Annotated in this window: 20 protein-coding genes and 1 pseudogene; all 21 read right to left on the reverse strand. The window is 34.7% G+C overall.

Annotation, left to right across the window (positions count from 1 at the left end; translation table 11 throughout):
- Window positions 1-55: 55 nt before the first annotated feature.
- Window positions 56-808: a 30S ribosomal protein S2 gene (gene rpsB / locus CAO17_RS08465; protein ID WP_085992392.1), complete on the reverse strand. Its 753-nt coding sequence runs from the start codon at window positions 806-808 to the stop codon at window positions 56-58.
- Window positions 809-991: 183 nt separating this feature from the next.
- Window positions 992-1,447: a DUF6115 domain-containing protein gene (locus tag CAO17_RS08470; protein ID WP_085992393.1), complete on the reverse strand. Its 456-nt coding sequence runs from the start codon at window positions 1,445-1,447 to the stop codon at window positions 992-994.
- Window positions 1,448-1,551: 104 nt separating this feature from the next.
- Window positions 1,552-1,659, reverse strand: coding sequence for a sigma factor-like helix-turn-helix DNA-binding protein (locus CAO17_RS22100; protein WP_085994443.1), 108 nt, complete (start codon window positions 1,657-1,659; stop codon window positions 1,552-1,554).
- Window positions 1,641-2,048, reverse strand: a complete 408-nt coding sequence (locus CAO17_RS21670; protein WP_281252961.1) for a sigma-70 domain-containing protein — start codon at window positions 2,046-2,048, stop codon at window positions 1,641-1,643. The genes CAO17_RS22100 and CAO17_RS21670 overlap by 19 nt, the downstream gene beginning before the upstream one ends.
- Window positions 2,028-2,255, reverse strand: a pseudogene (locus CAO17_RS20705) (EscU/YscU/HrcU family type III secretion system export apparatus switch protein); the annotation flags it as partial. The pseudogene CAO17_RS20705 and the gene CAO17_RS21670, both read right to left, overlap by 21 nt.
- 49 nt (window positions 2,256-2,304) lie before the next feature.
- Window positions 2,305-3,084: a flagellar biosynthetic protein FliR gene (gene fliR, locus CAO17_RS08485; protein ID WP_085992394.1), complete on the reverse strand. Its 780-nt coding sequence runs from the start codon at window positions 3,082-3,084 to the stop codon at window positions 2,305-2,307.
- Window positions 3,062-3,358 (reverse strand): flagellar biosynthesis protein FliQ, encoded by a 297-nt coding sequence (gene fliQ, locus CAO17_RS08490; RefSeq protein ID WP_085992395.1) that lies wholly within the window; start codon window positions 3,356-3,358, stop codon window positions 3,062-3,064. Before fliQ ends, fliR begins: the two co-directional genes overlap by 23 nt.
- Window positions 3,359-3,755: 397 nt before the next feature.
- Window positions 3,756-4,535 carry a GTP-sensing pleiotropic transcriptional regulator CodY gene (codY, locus tag CAO17_RS08495; RefSeq protein ID WP_085992396.1) on the reverse strand — a complete coding sequence of 260 codons (780 nt, stop codon included), beginning with the start codon at window positions 4,533-4,535 and terminating at the stop codon, window positions 3,756-3,758.
- A gap of 26 nt (window positions 4,536-4,561) precedes the next feature.
- Window positions 4,562-5,953: an ATP-dependent protease ATPase subunit HslU gene (gene hslU / locus CAO17_RS08500; RefSeq protein WP_085992397.1), complete on the reverse strand. Its 1,392-nt coding sequence runs from the start codon at window positions 5,951-5,953 to the stop codon at window positions 4,562-4,564.
- An 18-nt stretch (window positions 5,954-5,971) separates the two neighbouring features.
- Window positions 5,972-6,517, reverse strand: a complete 546-nt coding sequence (gene hslV, locus CAO17_RS08505) for an ATP-dependent protease subunit HslV (RefSeq protein ID WP_085992398.1) — start codon at window positions 6,515-6,517, stop codon at window positions 5,972-5,974.
- Between the two features lie 23 nt (window positions 6,518-6,540).
- Window positions 6,541-7,449: a tyrosine recombinase XerC gene (xerC, locus tag CAO17_RS08510; protein WP_245831812.1), complete on the reverse strand. Its 909-nt coding sequence runs from the start codon at window positions 7,447-7,449 to the stop codon at window positions 6,541-6,543.
- A gap of 403 nt (window positions 7,450-7,852) precedes the next feature.
- Entirely contained in the window at window positions 7,853-9,928 is a 2,076-nt protein-coding gene (gene topA / locus CAO17_RS08515; protein ID WP_085992400.1) for a type I DNA topoisomerase, read from the reverse strand.
- Between the two features lie 193 nt (window positions 9,929-10,121).
- On the reverse strand, window positions 10,122-11,018 hold the full coding sequence (gene dprA / locus CAO17_RS08520; RefSeq protein WP_085992401.1) for a DNA-processing protein DprA: 897 nt from the start codon (window positions 11,016-11,018) through the stop codon (window positions 10,122-10,124).
- 252 nt (window positions 11,019-11,270) lie between these two features.
- The gene (sucD, locus tag CAO17_RS08525; RefSeq protein WP_085992402.1) at window positions 11,271-12,173 is read right to left on the reverse strand and encodes a succinate--CoA ligase subunit alpha; all 903 of its coding nucleotides are present in this window, start codon (window positions 12,171-12,173) and stop codon (window positions 11,271-11,273) included.
- A gap of 21 nt (window positions 12,174-12,194) precedes the next feature.
- Window positions 12,195-13,355, reverse strand: coding sequence for an ADP-forming succinate--CoA ligase subunit beta (gene sucC, locus CAO17_RS08530; protein WP_085992403.1), 1,161 nt, complete (start codon window positions 13,353-13,355; stop codon window positions 12,195-12,197).
- Between the two features lie 110 nt (window positions 13,356-13,465).
- Window positions 13,466-13,717 carry an EscU/YscU/HrcU family type III secretion system export apparatus switch protein gene (locus tag CAO17_RS08535; protein WP_085992404.1) on the reverse strand — a complete coding sequence of 84 codons (252 nt, stop codon included), beginning with the start codon at window positions 13,715-13,717 and terminating at the stop codon, window positions 13,466-13,468.
- Window positions 13,714-14,778: a hypothetical protein gene (locus CAO17_RS08540; protein WP_218775549.1), complete on the reverse strand. Its 1,065-nt coding sequence runs from the start codon at window positions 14,776-14,778 to the stop codon at window positions 13,714-13,716. Before CAO17_RS08540 ends, CAO17_RS08535 begins: the two co-directional genes overlap by 4 nt.
- Window positions 14,779-14,973: 195 nt before the next feature.
- Window positions 14,974-15,777 carry a ribonuclease HII gene (locus tag CAO17_RS08545; RefSeq protein WP_085992406.1) on the reverse strand — a complete coding sequence of 268 codons (804 nt, stop codon included), beginning with the start codon at window positions 15,775-15,777 and terminating at the stop codon, window positions 14,974-14,976.
- Window positions 15,778-15,940: 163 nt separating this feature from the next.
- Window positions 15,941-16,783 (reverse strand): ribosome biogenesis GTPase YlqF, encoded by an 843-nt coding sequence (gene ylqF / locus CAO17_RS08550; RefSeq protein WP_085992407.1) that lies wholly within the window; start codon window positions 16,781-16,783, stop codon window positions 15,941-15,943.
- A gap of 9 nt (window positions 16,784-16,792) precedes the next feature.
- Complete coding sequence (gene lepB / locus CAO17_RS08555; protein ID WP_085992408.1) at window positions 16,793-17,353, reverse strand: signal peptidase I; 561 nt, start codon at window positions 17,351-17,353, stop codon at window positions 16,793-16,795.
- Window positions 17,354-17,689: 336 nt separating this feature from the next.
- Window positions 17,690-18,034: a 50S ribosomal protein L19 gene (gene rplS, locus CAO17_RS08560; protein ID WP_085992409.1), complete on the reverse strand. Its 345-nt coding sequence runs from the start codon at window positions 18,032-18,034 to the stop codon at window positions 17,690-17,692.
- Window positions 18,035-18,065: the final 31 nt, after the last annotated feature.

The following is an 18,065-nucleotide window of genomic DNA, read 5'->3' on the forward strand; positions in this document are numbered from 1 at the left end:
TTTTAAAAAAGGTGATAAAAGGCTCATATCCTCTTATCACCCTCACCTTTTAAAATTACTCTTGATTTACTGCAGCTGCTTCTGCTTCTTCAGTAGTTTCTTCTGATTGTACTTCCTCGGTAACTTCGCCCTGTTTTACCTCTAAAATAGCATCCGCCATTTTGGAAGTCAAAAGTTTTACTGCGCGAATTGCATCGTCATTCGCAGGAATTACATAATCGATTTCATCAGGATCACAGTTTGTATCTACAATTCCAATGATAGGAATGTTTAATTTATGTGCTTCTGCGATTGCAATACGTTCTTTACGTGGATCAATAACAAATAAAGCATCTGGAAGGTTTTTCATTTCTTTAATTCCACCAAGAAACTTAACAAGACGGTCTTTTTCTTTTAATAAGTCCACTGTTTCTTTTTTAGGTAACACTTCAAAAGTTCCATCTTCTTCCATACGCTCTATATCTTTCAAACGGTTAATACGTTTACGGATAGTTTGGAAGTTCGTAAGTGTTCCACCTAACCAACGTTGGTTAACATAGAACATTCCTGAACGGGTTGCTTCATCGCGTACAGACTCTTGTGCTTGTTTTTTCGTACCAACGAAAAGAATTGAACCACCATTCGCTGCGATATCTTTTACAAAATTATAAGCTTCATCAACCTTTTTCACTGTTTTTTGTAGGTCGATGATATAAATACCGTTACGTTCTGTGAAAATGTATTTTTTCATTTTCGGGTTCCAACGGCGTGTCTGATGTCCAAAATGTACACCAGCTTCTAAAAGTTGCTTCATAGAAATTGCTGACATAAAATTTTCCTCCTAAATGGTTTTTTCCTCCGTTTAGATCATTTTTATATAGAGACCGAAGTAATTCGGCACCAACTATACAAATTACTAAACGTGTGTTTTTTTACCCAGTCGTTTCATTTTACAAACATTGAGCATTTACACCAAAAATTACTATACCATAACATTCATGTAGAATCAAGCTTATTTCTGGCCTTTTTTATGTAATTCTATAATAAGCTCTACCTCTGTTTTACCACATTCTAACGTTTTAGCAATTTCTGTCACACCTAAGCCCTTATCATACAATTGTAATACCCGAGCATCCAGAGAAGACTCTATCGTATCATCAATATGATCTACATTTATAATAGGTTCTGTTTCTTTTGTTTTTATTGGTTGAGCAAAATAAGGATCTGTTTCATTTTCATTCATCCTATTTTTTCCAACCAACTCTTTATTAGAAGTCGGATTGTTTTTCAATTCTACTTGTAAGCGATTATTCTCTGCTTTAATTGCTTGTAAATACTTCTCAAATAGACCTCTAATCACTTCTACCTCTTCCAGGTTTTTATTTTGTACTTTTTTTAACAAAATAAATATGGCGTAGATTGTGATAAGGTGTAATAAAAAACTGATAATTAATAAAAACGATATCATACTTGTTCCCCTTTAATGAATGACTTCAACCTCTGTGGAAACCATTTTCCTATCATCTAATCATCTAGTTGTGGCTCTTCCCATTTTATCATTTAGTTTGCTTATTATAGTTTATCAAGAATATCCTTTAATTTATTTATAGCTCTTTTATGAATTTGGGATATACGTGAAGTGGTTAAACCTAGGACACTTCCTATTTCTGTAACGTTAATTCATCAAAATAAAACAAACTAACCACTATTTGTTCTTTTTTATTTAGCTTTTTAATTGCTTGAGCGAGTTCTATTACAATTTCCTCTTGGAGAATTTGAGATTCAGGAATAATTGACGTTTGATCTGGTATGGAATAACCAATTCCTTCCTTTCCACCGTCATGTCTATTAGATTTCTCCTCGATTGATAAAATATTACTCATTAAGGAGTCTTTCATAATCGATTCAACTTCATGTGTTGTTAATCCGATATAGTTGGCAACCTCCACCGCTGTAGGGGAACGATGTAATGTTTGCTCCAAATGGTGATGACTCTGCTCTACTTTCTTCACTTTATCTCTTAAGGTTCTAAGTAATTTAACTGTTTCGAGCAATACTCCAGTAAACACTTGTTGAACGATATCTTCCGTTAAATTCCAATGAAGTAATTCCGTAAAACTGTGTTGTAACATTTGTAAAAGATTACTTAACATTTGATTACCAAAAACAATTAGAGCTAGTATACAGAAAAAAAGTAATATTACCGTATTTATATCTTGACTTTTCGCAACCTTCCCTTTTTTCCGTTCATCTTGACGTTTTTTTGGTGTGGCTTTTTCTGTTTTTTCACCTGCAAAAAACTGTAAATCTAATTACAGTTGCAAGTTAACCACCTCCGAATAATTGCATAAGTCCTCTCATGACATTAAACATGGTTTCAAATGAATTTTGAGCAATCGTAATATATAAACTCAAAAATACCAATATAGCTGCAAAACTAACAAAGATTTTCAAGGGAAGACCGACCACAAATACGTTCAATTGAGGAACGGTTCTCGCGATAATTCCCAATGCGACATCCACCAGAAACATACAGCCTACGATGGGTATAGAAATTTGGAAAGCAATCAGAAACATCATATTGAACGTATGAATGACAAAGTCTACAATTGACTTATTTTCAAACGGGATAAATTGATTGATTTCTATAAAATGAAAACTATTTACCATTCCATCTATTAACAAATGATGCCCATCGACCGATAATAAAAGTAGAAGGGATATCATATTTAAAAATTGTCCCATTATTGGGTTTTGAGCACCTGTTTGCGGATCCATAACATTTGCCATGGCAAAACCCATTTGGAAATCTATAAATCCACCAGCAACTTGTATAGCTGAGAAAATAATATGAGCAATAAGACCTATCATCAAACCAACAAGTGCTTCCTTTACCAACATAAAGACATACATTTCATCGACCAATACAGTGCTTGAATCCACGGTAAAGAAAACAACTAATGCAAGGAAAAAGCCCATACCAATTTTATATGGCAAAGGAATAGTCCGGTAAGAAAATAATGGCAACGTTGCAAAAAAAGCAAGAATCCGAACAAATATAAGAAAAAATACAGGAAGACTATTAATATTTATTATTTCTAGCATTACTTACCCTACAAAACTGATTTAGATTTTGAAAAATATTCATTGTAAACTCTACCATGGTTGTAAGCATCCAAGGTCCTAAAACAACTACACCTACTAATACTGCAATAATTTTTGGAACAAAGGCTAAGGTTTGTTCTTGGATTTGGGTTGTAGCTTGAAAAATACTTATAAGAAGACCAACTACAACCGCTAGGATAAGCAATGGACCAGTTACTTGTAATAAGGTATAAATAGAACTCTCTGCAAATGCTAATACGTTCTCACTATTCATGTTTAACCATTCGACAAAGTCTATCACTTTACGACAAAATACTATAAGAATATAATAAGAATGTAATTCACAGTTATTTAAGCATGGTCTTTAAGAACCAACAAAATCGACAACACGGGATCGACAACACGGGTTATATTATCACTTTTGTCATCAAACCGAAATATATTTGTCATATTAATGTCGAATATTATCAAATTCAAACTGGAATAACCGATTATTTTTACCTATAAAAAACTCAGAATATAAAATTAATAGTGAACGTATATTATTAGATTTGTCTTACACGATATCTACATATTAATAATTGAAATATCCCTTCATTTTTACATAAAAAACACAACACCCAGACTAATTCTGAGTGTTGTGTTTTATATTTTTCCGTATAGCTATACTTTTATCTTGAACGTAATTTATCAAGTTCAACTAAGAATTTATCATTTAATACTTTAATGTAAGTTCCTTTCATTCCTAGTGAACGAGATTCGATAACTCCAGCACTTTCAAGTTTTCTTAAAGCATTAACAATTACAGATCTTGTAATACCTACTCTATCTGCAATTTTACTTGCTACAAGTAATCCTTCGTTACCGTTTAATTCCTCGAAAATATGGTCGATAGCTTCTAATTCACTATAGGATAATGAACTAATCGCCATTTGAACAACTGCTTTACTTCTAGCTTCCATTTCAATTTCTTCCGTTTTTTCATGTAGAATTTCCATACCAACAACTGTTGAACCATATTCTGCTAACAATAAGTCATCATCACTAAAACTTTCATTAACTCTACCTAGAATTAATGTACCTAAACGTTCTCCACCACCAATTATTGGTACAATAGTGGTTAAGCCACCTTGGAATAAGTCTTTATTTTCCACTGGAAATACAGAATAATCGCTATCTACATCAAGGTTAGCTGTTGTTTCATGAATGTTAAACAATCCTTGTGTATATTCTTCAGGAAATCTTCTTTCCTCTAACATATTTTTCATTCTTTCATTTTCAATTTCCTGGTTGATAGCGAAACCTAATAGCTTTCCTCTTCTACTTAAGATGTAAACATTCCCTCCAATTACATCCCTTAATGAGCTGGACATATCATTGAAGTTTACAGACTTACCTGTTGCTTTTTGTAACATTGCGTTAATTTTTCGAGCACGATCTAAAAGTTTCATAATGATCCTCCGTTCATTCTTAAATATTATAATATAAATTGACTTAAATCTTTATTTTGAGCAATCGTTTTTAATTTATCATCAACATAACTTGGTGTAATTTTAATTTCTTCCATCGTTATATCTGGTGCTTCAAACGAAAGGTCTTCTAGTAATTTTTCTAAAATCGTATGGAGTCTTCTTGCACCAATATTATCCGTCTCCTGATTAACTTCATATGCAATTTCTGCCAGTCTAACTATAGCATCGTCAGTAAATACTACTTCTATACCTTCTGTTTTCAATAATGCTTCATATTGTTTTAATAATGCGTTAGATGGTTCTGTTAGAATTCGCTTAAAATCTTCTACGGATAACTTTTCTAACTCTACCCTAATTGGAAATCTACCCTGAAGTTCCGGAATTAAATCAGATGGTTTTGCCATATGAAAAGCGCCCGCGGCCATAAATAGCATATGATCTGTTTTCACAGGACCATGCTTCGTCATGACGGTGGAACCTTCTACGATTGGGAGTATATCGCGTTGCACACCTTCTCTAGAAACATTAGCTGAATTATTATCTTTTCCAACTACTTTATCAATCTCATCTATAAAGACGATTCCTGATTGTTCCGCTAGCTCAATAGCCTCTTGTGCAGCTTCTTCCATGTCCACTAATTTTTGTGCTTCTTGGCTTGTTAAAAGTTTTCTGGCTTCAGATACAGGTAATTTCCGTTTCTTTTTCTTGGTTGGCATAAATTGACCAAATACATCCTGCATGTTCATTCCCATATGTTCCATACCCGAACCTTGAAGCATATCAAACATGGATGGTGGTACCTCTTCGATTTCAACGGTTACCATCTGGTCTTCGAGTTCGCCTAATGCTAGCTTTTGTTCGATTTGCCTTCTCTTCGTTGAAAATTCTTCATCATTTTCTTTATTATTTTCTTCATCATCTGATGGTTGATTGGAAAATAACATTTCAAAAGGATTTTTTACGGTAGTTTGTTTTTTCGTTTGTGGTAGAAGAAGTTTTATTAATTTACGATTAGCTTCTTTTTCAGCTTGATCTTTCACTTCATTCATTTTCTCTTCTTTAACCATTCTAATCGCCATTTCGACAAGATCACGAATCATTGATTCAACATCGCGACCAACATAACCTACTTCCGTAAATTTCGTCGCTTCCACTTTTACAAAAGGGGCACCGACTAATTTTGCTAATCTTCTAGCTATTTCAGTTTTACCAACACCTGTAGGACCCATCATTAATATATTTTTTGGTATAATCTCATCTTTTAAGGAATTATCTAGCTTCGTTCTTCTATAACGATTTCTTAATGCTACAGCTACTGACTTTTTAGCATTTTTCTGTCCCACAATATATTTATCTAACTGGTCCACTATTTGTCTTGGAGTGAAACTTATACTCATGCTTTAGAGAGACCTCCTTTATTCCAGTACCTCTAGGGTAATTTGGTCATTCGTAAACACACAAATTTCACCTGCTATTTCCAATGCTGCCTGGGCAATTTCCTTCGCAGTTAATTCTGATGAATGTCTAACTAAAGCTCTTCCAGCACTTAGCGCATAATTGCCGCCAGAACCTATTGCTAGAATTCCGTCATCGGGTTCAATTACTTCTCCTGTTCCCGATACTAGATACATTTGTTCTTTATTCATGACGATGAGCATTGCCTCTAGCTTTCGTAAAACCTTATCACTCCGCCACTCTTTAGCAAGCTCTACGGAAGCTCTGGTAATATTTCCATCAAAGGATTGCAATTTACCTTCAAATTTTTCAAACAATGTAAAGGCGTCTGCCACTGATCCTGCAAATCCCGCCAATACCTGACCATTAAACAAACGTCTAACCTTTTTCGCTTTATGTTTCATCACTACTGCATTACCTAGTGTTACTTGACCATCACCACTCATTGCACTCTGACCATTGTGCTGAACAGCAAATATAGTAGTTGCATGCATTTCATTTGTCATACGTTTCACCTCAATACATTTAATTAATCTTTCGCACGAGGATGACTTTTCATATATACATCTCGCAAGTAATCCTTTGTAACATGGGTATAGATTTGTGTGGAAGATAAATTCTCATGACCAAGTAACTCCTGAACCACTCTTAAATCCGCTCCCTCATTTAGCATATGGGTTGCAAATGTATGACGTAATTTATGTGGATGTACATGGACGGTTAATGCAGCTTTGTCTACCATCTTATTAAGTACTAATCTCATTCCCCTGTCTGTTAAAGGATTACCTCTAGCATTTAAAAATAGGGCATCTGTACTTTTTTTAGCTTTTTCCAATAGGATTGGTCTAGCTTCATTTATATAGGTTTCTAAAGCTATTTCGGCAAACCGTCCAAAAGGAACATATCGTTCTTTTCGGCCTTTACCACGAATAAACATTGTACCAATAGAAAAATCAATATCCTTCAAATGTAGCCCTTGACATTCACTTATTCGAATACCAGTCCCGTAAAGCACTTCAATAATCGCTTGATCACGTTGTCCTAACGGTTCTGTCATATCATTAACTTCAAATAATTTCTCTATCTCTTCTTTATATAAAAAAGTCGGTACCGGTTTGCTTGTTTTCGGCAATGTGATTTGCGCGAACGGATTACCGGACAGCTTTCCTTCTCTTTCTAAAAACTTATAGAAACTTCTTAATGAGGAAATTTTTCGTGATACTGTTTTTCTACTTAGTTGCTTTTCATATAGTTGGGAAAGAAATACACGAACAACTCTTGCATCCACTTCTTTTAAATCCTGTATTGATTCTTGCTGTAAAAAGGCAAAAAAAATTTCAAGATCTTGTTGATAAAACTTTGTTGTATAGGGGGAAACATTTTTTTCTATTTGTAAATATTCCATAAACATCTTAGAATATTCAGCGAAATTGCGCAATACATCAACCCCCCTATCGATTAGCATTTAAATCATATCATACTAATTTTACGTTTGCAATTCATTTAACGGAATTGCAATAAAATTCTGACTCCTAGTCACCCTTATCCATTATACCACAATTGTTTGATTTGTCATGCAATTTGTTAATTTATGTATTAAACAATTATTGCCTCAACAAATGGTTATTATATCTACTTCATTTTTAGAAGTCAATTAATTATGATTTGATCTTTTTAGAAAAATCTCGTTTCGTGAATAAATTGTGAATAAAAGGTTTACTTACTGTATTACCAGAAAATAGCAAAACTATTCACCTTTTCAAAAACTTCTTATTACATTTAGTATTTGTGATGAAAATTACAATGAGAAAAGCTGCTTATCAATGGATAAGCAGCTTTTCTTAACTTTGTACTTCTTCTTCATAATCACAGTTTGTACATTTGACCTGAACACCTTTTTTGCTTTTCTTTTCAACAAGAAGAGATTCACATTTTGGACAAGGTCTTGCAATAGGTTTATCCCAGGAAACGAAGTCACAATCAGGGAATTGATCACATCCATAGAATGTACGTCGCTTTTTGGATTTTCGTTCAACAATATTGCCCTCTTCACATTTCGGGCATTTTACACCAATTTCTTTTAAAATAGGTTTGGTGTTTCTACAGTCCGGGAAGTTAGAACATGCGATAAACTTACCATATCGTCCCATTTTGTAGACCATTTCATGACCGCATTCCTCACAATCAACACCAGCAGGCTCATCCTTAATCTCTATTTTTTCCATCTCTTCTTCTGCTATCTCTAGACGTTTCCGGAAATCCTGGTAAAACTCATCAATTACCGCTTCCCATTCCTGATTTCCTTCTTCAATAGAATCTAAGTCACTTTCCATCTTTACTGTAAATTCAACATCGATTATTTCTGGGAAAAATTCTTCCAATAATTTGTTTACAATTGTACCTAACTCAGTCGGTATAAACCTTTTATTATCGAGTGTTACGTATCCACGACGTTGGATAGTATCTAATGTCGGTGCATAGGTGGATGGTCTACCAATCCCTAATTCCTCCATTGTTCGAACCAATCTAGCTTCTGTATATCTTGGAGGTGGCTGAGTAAAATGCTGATTCGGGATGATTTCCTTCGAATCTACAACCATTCCTTCCTGTAAATCTGGAAGGAATTTATCCTCTACCTTTTTATTATCATCGTTTCCTTCTATATATACTTTCATGAAACCCTTAAACTTTATTTTAGACCCAGTAGCACGAAATTCATATCCATTATTCATTAAATGTACAGTCATTGTATCCATTACTGCTGGAGCCATTTGACTTGCTAAGAAGCGTTCCCAAATTAATTTATAAAGCCTATACTGATCACGCGATAATACTTCTTTGAGGGATTTCGGATCTCGATTAATGGATGTTGGCCGAATGGCTTCATGAGCATCCTGTGCACCCTCTTTATTTTTTTTCTGCTTATTTGAACCGAGATATTCTTCACCAAAGTTCTCTTTAATATATTCAGATGACTCAGCCTTAGCAGTATCAGAAATCCTAGTAGAATCTGTACGCATATACGTAATTAACCCTGTTATTCCACCAGATTTCTTTCCGAGGTCAATTCCTTCATATAACTGCTGCGCAACCATCATCGTTTTTCTTGCTCTGAAGTTAAGTTTACGAGCTGCTTCTTGCTGGAGAGTTGACGTTATAAATGGTTGAGCTGGGTTCCTTCTTCTTTCCCGTTTTGTAACTTTATCAATCGAAAACTTGTTATCTAGTTTATTTAAGATTTCATTAACATCGTTTTCTGTTTTTAAATTTTGTTTTTTTCCATCGACTCCATAAAAAGAACCTTCAAACTCAGCATCTTCCTTTTGAAACTCAGCCTCAATGGTCCAGTATTCTTCAGGTTTAAAGTTTTCAATTTCTTTCTCACGGTCAATGATTAACTTCATCGCAACAGATTGTACACGACCGGCACTTAAGCCTTTTTTCACTTTTTTCCATAATAAGGGGCTAATGTTATACCCCACAAGTCTATCAAGAATACGTCTCGCTTGTTGTGCATCCACTAAATCTATGTCAATGGTACGTGGATGCTTAAATGAGTCTTTAATAGCATCTTTTGTGATTTCATTAAATACGACACGACACTCTGAATTCTCATCAACATTTAACGCATGTGCTAAATGCCATGCAATCGCTTCACCCTCACGATCCGGGTCGGCTGCAAGGTAAACTTTTTTTGCTTTTTTAGCAGATTTACGAAGTTCTTTTAATACGTCACCTTTTCCACGGATAGTAATATATTTAGGTTTAAAATTTTCCTCTACATCAACAGCCATTTGACTTTTAGGTAAATCTCTAACATGTCCCATCGATGCTTTCACTTCGTATTTTTTTCCTAAATAACGTTCAATTGTTTTTGCTTTTGCTGGTGACTCTACGATTACTAGATATTCTTTCATTTATGTTCCTCCTACAATGAGGTTAGCAATTTCCTAATAATATTAGTTTTTATTTGCATTTTATAAAACATTTCTCATTCTTAAATAATATATGATGATTTGAATAGATATGTAATTAGAAATCTTCACTAATACTAAATACATACATCCAATTTGTCAAACATACTGTTACAATAATTCAGAAAAACGCACACTATATTGTATGATATTTCATTCCAAAATTTATCCAATCCTCGGTAATATCCTCTGCGCTCTGTACTAATTTAGCACCTTCTTGAATCATCCGATGACACCCCTTCGTTTGGGGGTACAGAGGTGAACCTGGTACTGCATATACTTCTCTTCCTTGGTCCAATGCTTGATCGACTGTTATTAGAGTTCCGCTTCTTTCTGTTGCTTCAACAACTAATGTTCCAAAGCTCAAGCCACTAATAATTCGATTTCGTTCTGGAAAATGGTATCTTATAGGAGGTCTATTAGGTGGATATTCTGATAACAATAAACCATCTTTAGCAATCTGATAAAATAAAGAAGTATTTTGTTTAGGATATATATTTTGAAAGCCACTACCAACAATAGCAATTGTCTTTCCATTATTATTTAACGTAACTTGGTGTGCATAACTATCAATTCCTCTTGCTAAACCGCTAACAATTAACCAGTTATCCTTTATTAATGGCTCCACAATGAATTCAACTTTTTTAAGAGCTTCATTAGAAGGATTTCTAGTACCAATAACACTTAACATCTTATTATATCCTAATAAAGAGACGTCACCATAAGCATATAAAACTAGTGGTGCGTCTTTAATTGTATTTAACACAGGTGGATAGTAGTCGTCAACTATTGTGATGATTGGAAAATCACTTATATCCTTTTTTAACCTCTTTCTTACACTCAAATTATGAAGATCGGAATAGAATAATGATGCATTTTTCTGAGGAATTAAGTATTTGTAAGAAATTTCTAATGAAGATAATTTATAAATTTCTGTTAAGGAAGGATCCATTTGGAGGAATCTTCGAATAACGTTCCGAGTAATCCCACGACATCTGGAAATATGAATAAGTCGTAAACGTGTTTTCTGCAAAACAGCACATCCTTTGTTTTGTTCTCTTGTCATTTTTCATTAAAATAGAACCTAAAAAGTGGTTACCTTTTAGGTTCTATTATGATTATGATAGCCTATAGAGGTTTTTTAACCCTACAATTCGGTCATTTTTACTTTTCTAATTGTCTAGCTGCAGCGTCCAGCGACTAGTGAGACTTCCTTCACCATCGTAGATAAGTCAACATTGGCTCAGTACAGTCCGTACGTCGCTAAATGGGCACTTGTGCTTTTCTAGTGTGTTTTACATTTTTCAGTTAGGCCTTTTTCTTCTAGCAACTTAATCATAGTTTCTCCAATTACTGCTGGTGTGTCAGCTACAGCAATTCCGCACTCTTCCATAACGCGGATTTTTTCGTCTGCTGTTCCTTTACCACCTGATATAATCGCACCTGCATGACCCATCCGCTTTCCTGGAGGGGCAGTTGCTCCACCAATAAACCCAACAACCGGTTTTTTCATGTTTGCTTTAATCCACTCTGCTGCTTCTTCCTCTGCAGTTCCACCAATTTCACCAATCATGACAACTGCTTCTGTTTCTGGGTCATTGTTAAATGCATCAAGTACGTCAATAAAATTCGTTCCATTAACCGGGTCTCCACCAATACCTACTGCAGATGTTTGTCCATATCCAGCTTGAGATAATTGATGTACTGCTTCATAAGTTAATGTTCCAGAACGAGAAACAACTCCAATATGTCCTTTTTTATGAATATATCCAGGCATAATTCCGACTTTAGATTCATCTGCCGTAATAACTCCAGGGCAGTTTGGTCCTACTAATCTCGTTTTCTTACCTTCCATATAACGTTTTACTTTCACCATATCTTGTACTGGAATATGTTCTGTAATACAGATTGTTAAATCTAATTCAGCATCCACTGCTTCCATAATTGCATCTGCAGCAAATGGTGCTGGTACATAGATAACAGATACAGTTGCACCTGTTTGATCTACAGCTTCTTGAAGCGTATTAAATACAGGTACACCTTCAACCTCTGTACCACCTTTTTTCGGTGTTACACCACCAACGATTTTTGTACCATATTCAAGCATTTGTTTTGTATGAAATCTAGCTGTTCCACCAGTAATACCTTGGACAATTACTTTTGTGTCTTTATTTAAATATACACCCATTTTCGTCCGTCCTTTCCTTTATTATTTCACCATAGAAACAATTTTTTGTGCACCGTCAGCCATGGAATCTGCTGAAGTGATATTTAGTCCAGATTCGTTTAATATTTTCTTACCTAAGTCTACATTTGTACCTTCTAAACGTACGACTAGTGGAATTTCTAATCCTACTTGCTTGGTTGCTTCCACAACACCCTCTGCAATTACATCACACTTCATAATTCCACCGAAAATATTAACGAAAATACCTTTTACATTTGGATCAGACAGAATGATTTTAAATGCTTCTGTAACCTTTTCTGCAGTAGCACCACCACCAACATCAAGGAAGTTAGCTGGTTCACCGCCAAAGTATTTAATAATATCCATCGTTGACATTGCTAAACCTGCACCATTAACCATACATCCAATATTTCCATCTAATGCTACATAACTTAAGTCATATTTAGAGGCTTCAATCTCTTTTTCATCTTCCTCATCTAAGTCACGAAGTTCAGAAATTTCTGGATGGCGATATAATGCGTTATCATCAAAATTAAGCTTTGCATCAAGAGCTAATACTTCTCCATCGCCTGTTGTGACAAGAGGATTAATTTCAGCAATAGAACAATCTTTTGCAACAAAAGCTTCGTATAAGCCTGTCATAAATTTAACAGCTTTTCCTACTAATTCTTGTGGAATATTGATGTTAAATGCTAATCTACGAGCTTGATAAGGTGCTAGTCCGACAACAGGATCTATCACTTCTTTAAAAATCTTCTCAGGTGTTTCTGCTGCCACCTCTTCAATCTCCGTTCCACCTTCTTCGGAAGCCATCATAACTACTCGAGAAGTGGCACGGTCTAATACAACTCCAACATAATATTCCTTTTTAATGTCACAGCCTTCTTCTATAAGAAGTCTTTTAACTTCTTTTCCTTCAGGTCCTGTTTGATGAGTTACTAATGTCTTACCAAGAATTTCATCAGCATATGTACGAACCTCATCCAAATTTTTCGCAACTTTTACCCCGCCTGCTTTACCACGTCCTCCAGCATGAATTTGTGCCTTGACAACGTTTACAGCGGAACCTAATTTTTTCGCTGCCTCTACAGCTTCATCAACTGTATATGCCACGTGACCATTAGGTACTTTTACCCCAAATTCACGTAAAACTTCTTTACCCTGGTACTCGTGAATGTTCATTCTCCATCCTCCTAACAAATTTACTGCAATTTCATTGTATTAAAAAAAATGAAATTTAACAAGAAAAAGTCCTTAAAGATAAAACGAAATTGTCACATTTATTCACTTAATTACTTATCAGCATTATAAATAAAGGAAAAAACCTCTGCTACAGCTTCATATAACTCCTCTGGAATCGTTTCATTTATATTTAATTCGGACAATAATTCAACTAATGAGGAATCTTCCATGATGGGGACATTGTTTTTAGTCCCTTGTTCAATGATTTCATCAGCAATTAAACCTTTTCCCTTTGCCGAAACAATAGGGGCATCTGCTACCTGTTCATCATACTTTAAAGCAGCTGCTTTTTTCTGTTTCATATGCGTAAATCGACCCCCTCATAGGAGGTTAATTGTTCTTTCTTTTTAATAACCTCTTTTGATTTTTCTTGTAATGGTTGAAAGTTAACGGACGTCAAATGAAAGTTTAATTCCTGTAATGCGGTATTTAATTTTCCTTGCAATGTTTTTGTCAATAAGTTTAGTTCCAACGTATCATTGTAAATTGTCATCGTAATGGACCTTTGCTGAATATGCATGTCTATGATTGTTTCTTGTAAATAAGCAAGCTTCAAATTAAAATAAATCCGGCAATAATTCGGATTTATTTTACCCTCCTCCGTTTTTTGACTCTCAAAATTCAGTTCCAAATCATTTTTTAATCCTAGCTTTAATGACGGGACTTGAATGTGTGCCTGAAGAAAATTATCCGACTCCTGAACACTATTTATATGTAGGCCATTGATAAGATATAGTAATCTTGATGCATGCTTATTTGTAGCCCTATTTCCTTTTGTGATTAGCTGTAGTAACATTTCCTTTATTGACATTTGCTTATCTTTATTTTGATCAAATTTCATTCTATGCTCATAATCTAAACCAATTGTTGTTAAATAACGTTGTAATTGTTGAATAAATTGCTCTTTGGGATTAGCTTTTGAAAATATCCCCATATGAAGATTAGAAAATTGCTTTAAATTATCTTTATCCTCTTGCAATTGGGTTAATTGACTGAGTTTCTCTTTTAATGGAATCTGAAGCTTGTTCGATTCAAGATAGTTAAGTAGATTTAGCATGCTTTGACTTTGATTCGAGTTATTCACTGCTGATAAAGCTTGAAAAATCTCTTTAGTGATTGGGAGTTTGCGATGAATCATTTCTTTGAGAATGGTTTGTTTCTCAGGATTATTCTTAAAATAATGAAGGAGTTTAAAAGAGCTATCTAACTGTGAATGTTTAAATGGCAATCCTTCTCTTATAAGGGATTGAACAAACTCTTGATGAATCTTAGTTCCTTTCAAGTCAAGATGTCGCAAAAGATTAGCTGTATCTGATTTACTTTGATTTTTTAATGAATCTCCTAATACTTTTAAATACAACATATTATTTCCAGTTTCTACTTGAAAATGGTATTTTCCGCCCGCAACTAAGGGAGCATTTAACTGTGCAATCAGTATTTGACGATTTAATCTACCTTATTATTTGGAAACAGCTTTTCAATATTTCCACTTACAATTTGTCCGTCTTTTAATCCTTGACCTGTTGGATTCCATTTTGTTGGCTCCGACCCACTAATTTTATACTGATTCAGTTGCTCTTCTCTCCTCTCTTCCTTTCAGAACATTCTTCACTGGTGCAAAGGACTTTCGGTGATATGGTGTTACACCAATTTTCTCTAACTTAGCCATATGAAACTTTGTTCCATATCCCATATTAGACGCAAAGTCATATTCCGGATATTCATTATGTATTTCCTTCATAAGGCGATCACGTGTCACTTTTGCTAATATACTTGCTGCTGCAATGGATATGCTTTTAGCATCCCCTTTAACAATTGACTCAGACGTACAGTTCAAACCATGTAATTGTACCGCATCAATTAATGCATGGTCTGGCTGAATATCCAATTTTTGAATGGATTGAGTCATTGCTAGCTTAGTCGCCTCGAAAATATTCATATCATCAATCGTTTGATTATCAATAACAGCAATATGATAACTAGTAGCATGTTCTTTAATAAAAGTAAAGTATTTCTCCCTCATTGCCTCTGTTAGTTGCTTGGAATCATCTAATCCTAATAGTTTAACATCCCTTGGCAAAATAACTGCTGCAGCAACAACAGGACCTGCTAATGGACCTCTACCAGCTTCATCCACACCTGCAACAAACTCTTTACCGTTACTATTAGCCCTATGCTCATATTGACACATTTCTTCAAATTTAATTTCTAATTCCGCTTCTTTCTGTTTTTGTTTTTCATAAGATTGAACGATTTTCTGTACACCTTTTCTATCATCCTTCTTTAATTCCTGAACCATTTCATCATGAAGCTGACCATTCTGAAATAAACGCTTCAAATCGGATATTGTTTCTCTTTTCATCATTACACCTCTTTACATGTTATATCGGCTAACTTAACTAATAAATAAATGTCACAAGCCTTTTCAAAAAAAATTTTCTTGAAGCCAAAGTCTAAGACAGATCCATATTACTTTATTACAAAAAAAGATGACATCCATCCTTAAGATGCATGTCCCTTTTCATTTAGGGTTGTTCCAGTGTTATTTTTCCAAGTCGACCTGTTCGTAAATCCCTTAGAAAAATGTCAGATACCTTATCAAAGTTCACATGGCCGCCGCTTTCCAAGGCACCTCTTTGCTGACCTATTTTCTCAAAAATATCCAACATATCATTCATATTTTCCCCTATGTCGTAACGCTCTAATAAATACTGAGGATAATATTCTTGCATATAAGTTATAACAAAAGCCACAATGTCTTGTAATGATAATAATTGGTCTTTAATAGTACCAATAGCTGCCAATCGATACCCAACATCCTGATCCTCAAATTTAGGCCATAGAATCCCCGGTGTGTCCAAGAGTTCAAAATCTTTCTTGATTTTAATCCATAATTGTTGTTTGGTTATCCCTGGTCTATCACCTGTTTTAGCAATCTTTTTATTTGCTAGACGATTTATAAGAGTCGACTTACCTACGTTCGGAATACCAACTATCATTGCTCTAGCTGGTCGAGGGTTAATCCCTTTTTTCTCTAATTTTTTCATCTTCTCCTGACCTAAATCCTTAGCCAACTGAATAACATGTTTTATATCTGATTTTTGATTTACATCTACACTAACAGCAGGTACTTTTTTTTCATTAAAATAGCTTAACCACTTGTCGGTTACTGCTATATCTGCTAGATCTTTTTTCATTAAAACAATCATTTTTGGCTTATTTTGTAAAACTTGTTGTAGCATAGGATTTTGTGATGAAAAGGGAGCTCGTGCATCCACTAATTCAATCACAAAGTCAACCAATTTCAACTTCTGTTCCACTTCCCGTTTCGCCTTTGCCATATGTCCCGGGAACCACTGTATTGTCATACGTATTACCTACTCTCCTACAATTTGCATCCTGTCAAATGGCCAATAGATAAGCCCCGCCTTTCCAACAATTTCGTCCATTGGAATGACACCCAACATTCTACTATCTGTTGAGTTTCCTCGATTATCTCCTAAAACAAAGACGTGACCCTCAGGTACTTTATTATATCCCCCCGGTAATTCCTCCAGGGTAAAGTCGTTTGTAAGTGTTTGATACGGTTCCATATTTTGCTTTTGTTCTGCTAAAAATGGTTCATCAATCGGTTCCCCATCTATATACAGTACTTCATCTTTAACTTCAACATGTTCACCAGGAAGGGCAATAATTCGTTTAATAAAATCTTTTTGAGCAGACGCATGAAAAACAACAATATCAAATCGTTCAGGTTTACCAATTTTATAGCTGATTTTATTTACAATCATCTGATCCTGATCATGTAATGTTGGTAGCATAGATGGTCCGTCAACAACAATTGGAGAAAAAAGAAACATTCGAACAACAAATGCTAATCCTAAGGCAAACAGTAAAGCTTTAAACCAATCGAACCATTCATTCTTTTTTTTAGCCATGTGTTCTCCCCCATGCCCTACATTAGTCTTATAGACGTTGTTCAAAAAGGCTGGTAAAAAGGTCGCGATACATCTTCGTCAGATAAGTGCTTTTCTTTTTCTAGGACGTTAAAACCTCAGCCGACTAGCCCTCTTTATCCTTCTTTTTGAACACATACTTATATTATAGTTTATCATATCAATCAAATTTAATGAGAGAATTATGTAAAAATGCTTGTACCATCTTTTATGCTTATGGTTATATATTGCATATTAAATGGGAATTAGAAATAAAAAAGGAGCTTGTGCAGTGCCCAAGTTCCTTTTTTATTACTGTTATTTATACAGTTCTTAAAATTATATACGTTCTTTAATACGTGCTGCTTTACCACGACGGTTACGTAGGTAGTATAGTTTCGCACGACGTACAATACCACGACGGGTTACTTCAATCTTATCAATACGTGGTGAATGTACAGGGAATGTACGCTCAACACCTACACCGTAAGAAATTTTTCTTACTGTAAATGTTTCACTAATTCCACCATTTTGACGTTTGATTACAACACCTTCAAAAACCTGAATACGTTCGCGAGTTCCTTCAACAACCTTCACGTGAACTTTAACAGTGTCACCTGCTCGGAAGTTTGGATGATCTGTACGTAATTGGTCTTTTGTAATGTCTGCAATGATTTGTTGCATCTTACTTCACTCCTTCCAAACTAATGTTCAT

The organism is Oceanobacillus senegalensis (genome assembly GCF_900176885.1).
Lineage (GTDB): Bacteria > Bacillota > Bacilli > Bacillales > Amphibacillaceae > Oceanobacillus > Oceanobacillus senegalensis.

Bases quoted from the DNA above. Each gene is read 5' to 3' on its own strand.
- fliR (WP_085992394.1), bottom strand. From the start codon at position 3,084: ATGCTAGAAATAATAAATATTAATAGTCTTCCTGTATTTTTTCTTATA.
- CAO17_RS08470 (WP_085992393.1), bottom strand. From the start codon at position 1,447: ATGATATCGTTTTTATTAATTATCAGTTTTTTATTACACCTTATCACA.
- sucC (WP_085992403.1), bottom strand. From the start codon at position 13,355: ATGAACATTCACGAGTACCAGGGTAAAGAAGTTTTACGTGAATTTGGG.
- codY (WP_085992396.1), bottom strand. From the start codon at position 4,535: ATGAAACTTTTAGATCGTGCTCGAAAAATTAACGCAATGTTACAAAAA.
- rplS (WP_085992409.1), bottom strand. From the start codon at position 18,034: ATGCAACAAATCATTGCAGACATTACAAAAGACCAATTACGTACAGAT.
- hslU (WP_085992397.1), bottom strand. From the start codon at position 5,953: ATGAGTATAAGTTTCACTCCAAGACAAATAGTGGACCAGTTAGATAAA.
- rpsB (WP_085992392.1), bottom strand. From the start codon at position 808: ATGTCAGCAATTTCTATGAAGCAACTTTTAGAAGCTGGTGTACATTTT.
- CAO17_RS08540 (WP_218775549.1), bottom strand. From the start codon at position 14,778: ATGTTGTATTTAAAAGTATTAGGAGATTCATTAAAAAATCAAAGTAAA.
- fliQ (WP_085992395.1), bottom strand. From the start codon at position 3,358: ATGAATAGTGAGAACGTATTAGCATTTGCAGAGAGTTCTATTTATACC.
- ylqF (WP_085992407.1), bottom strand. From the start codon at position 16,783: ATGACAATACAGTGGTTCCCGGGACATATGGCAAAGGCGAAACGGGAA.
- CAO17_RS08535 (WP_085992404.1), bottom strand. From the start codon at position 13,717: ATGAAACAGAAAAAAGCAGCTGCTTTAAAGTATGATGAACAGGTAGCA.
- topA (WP_085992400.1), bottom strand. From the start codon at position 9,928: ATGAAAGAATATCTAGTAATCGTAGAGTCACCAGCAAAAGCAAAAACA.
- lepB (WP_085992408.1), bottom strand. From the start codon at position 17,353: ATGGCTAAAAAAAAGAATGAATGGTTCGATTGGTTTAAAGCTTTACTG.
- hslV (WP_085992398.1), bottom strand. From the start codon at position 6,517: ATGACAAATGAAATGCATGCAACTACTATATTTGCTGTTCAGCACAAT.
- sucD (WP_085992402.1), bottom strand. From the start codon at position 12,173: ATGGGTGTATATTTAAATAAAGACACAAAAGTAATTGTCCAAGGTATT.
- CAO17_RS08545 (WP_085992406.1), bottom strand. From the start codon at position 15,777: ATGAAAAGAGAAACAATATCCGATTTGAAGCGTTTATTTCAGAATGGT.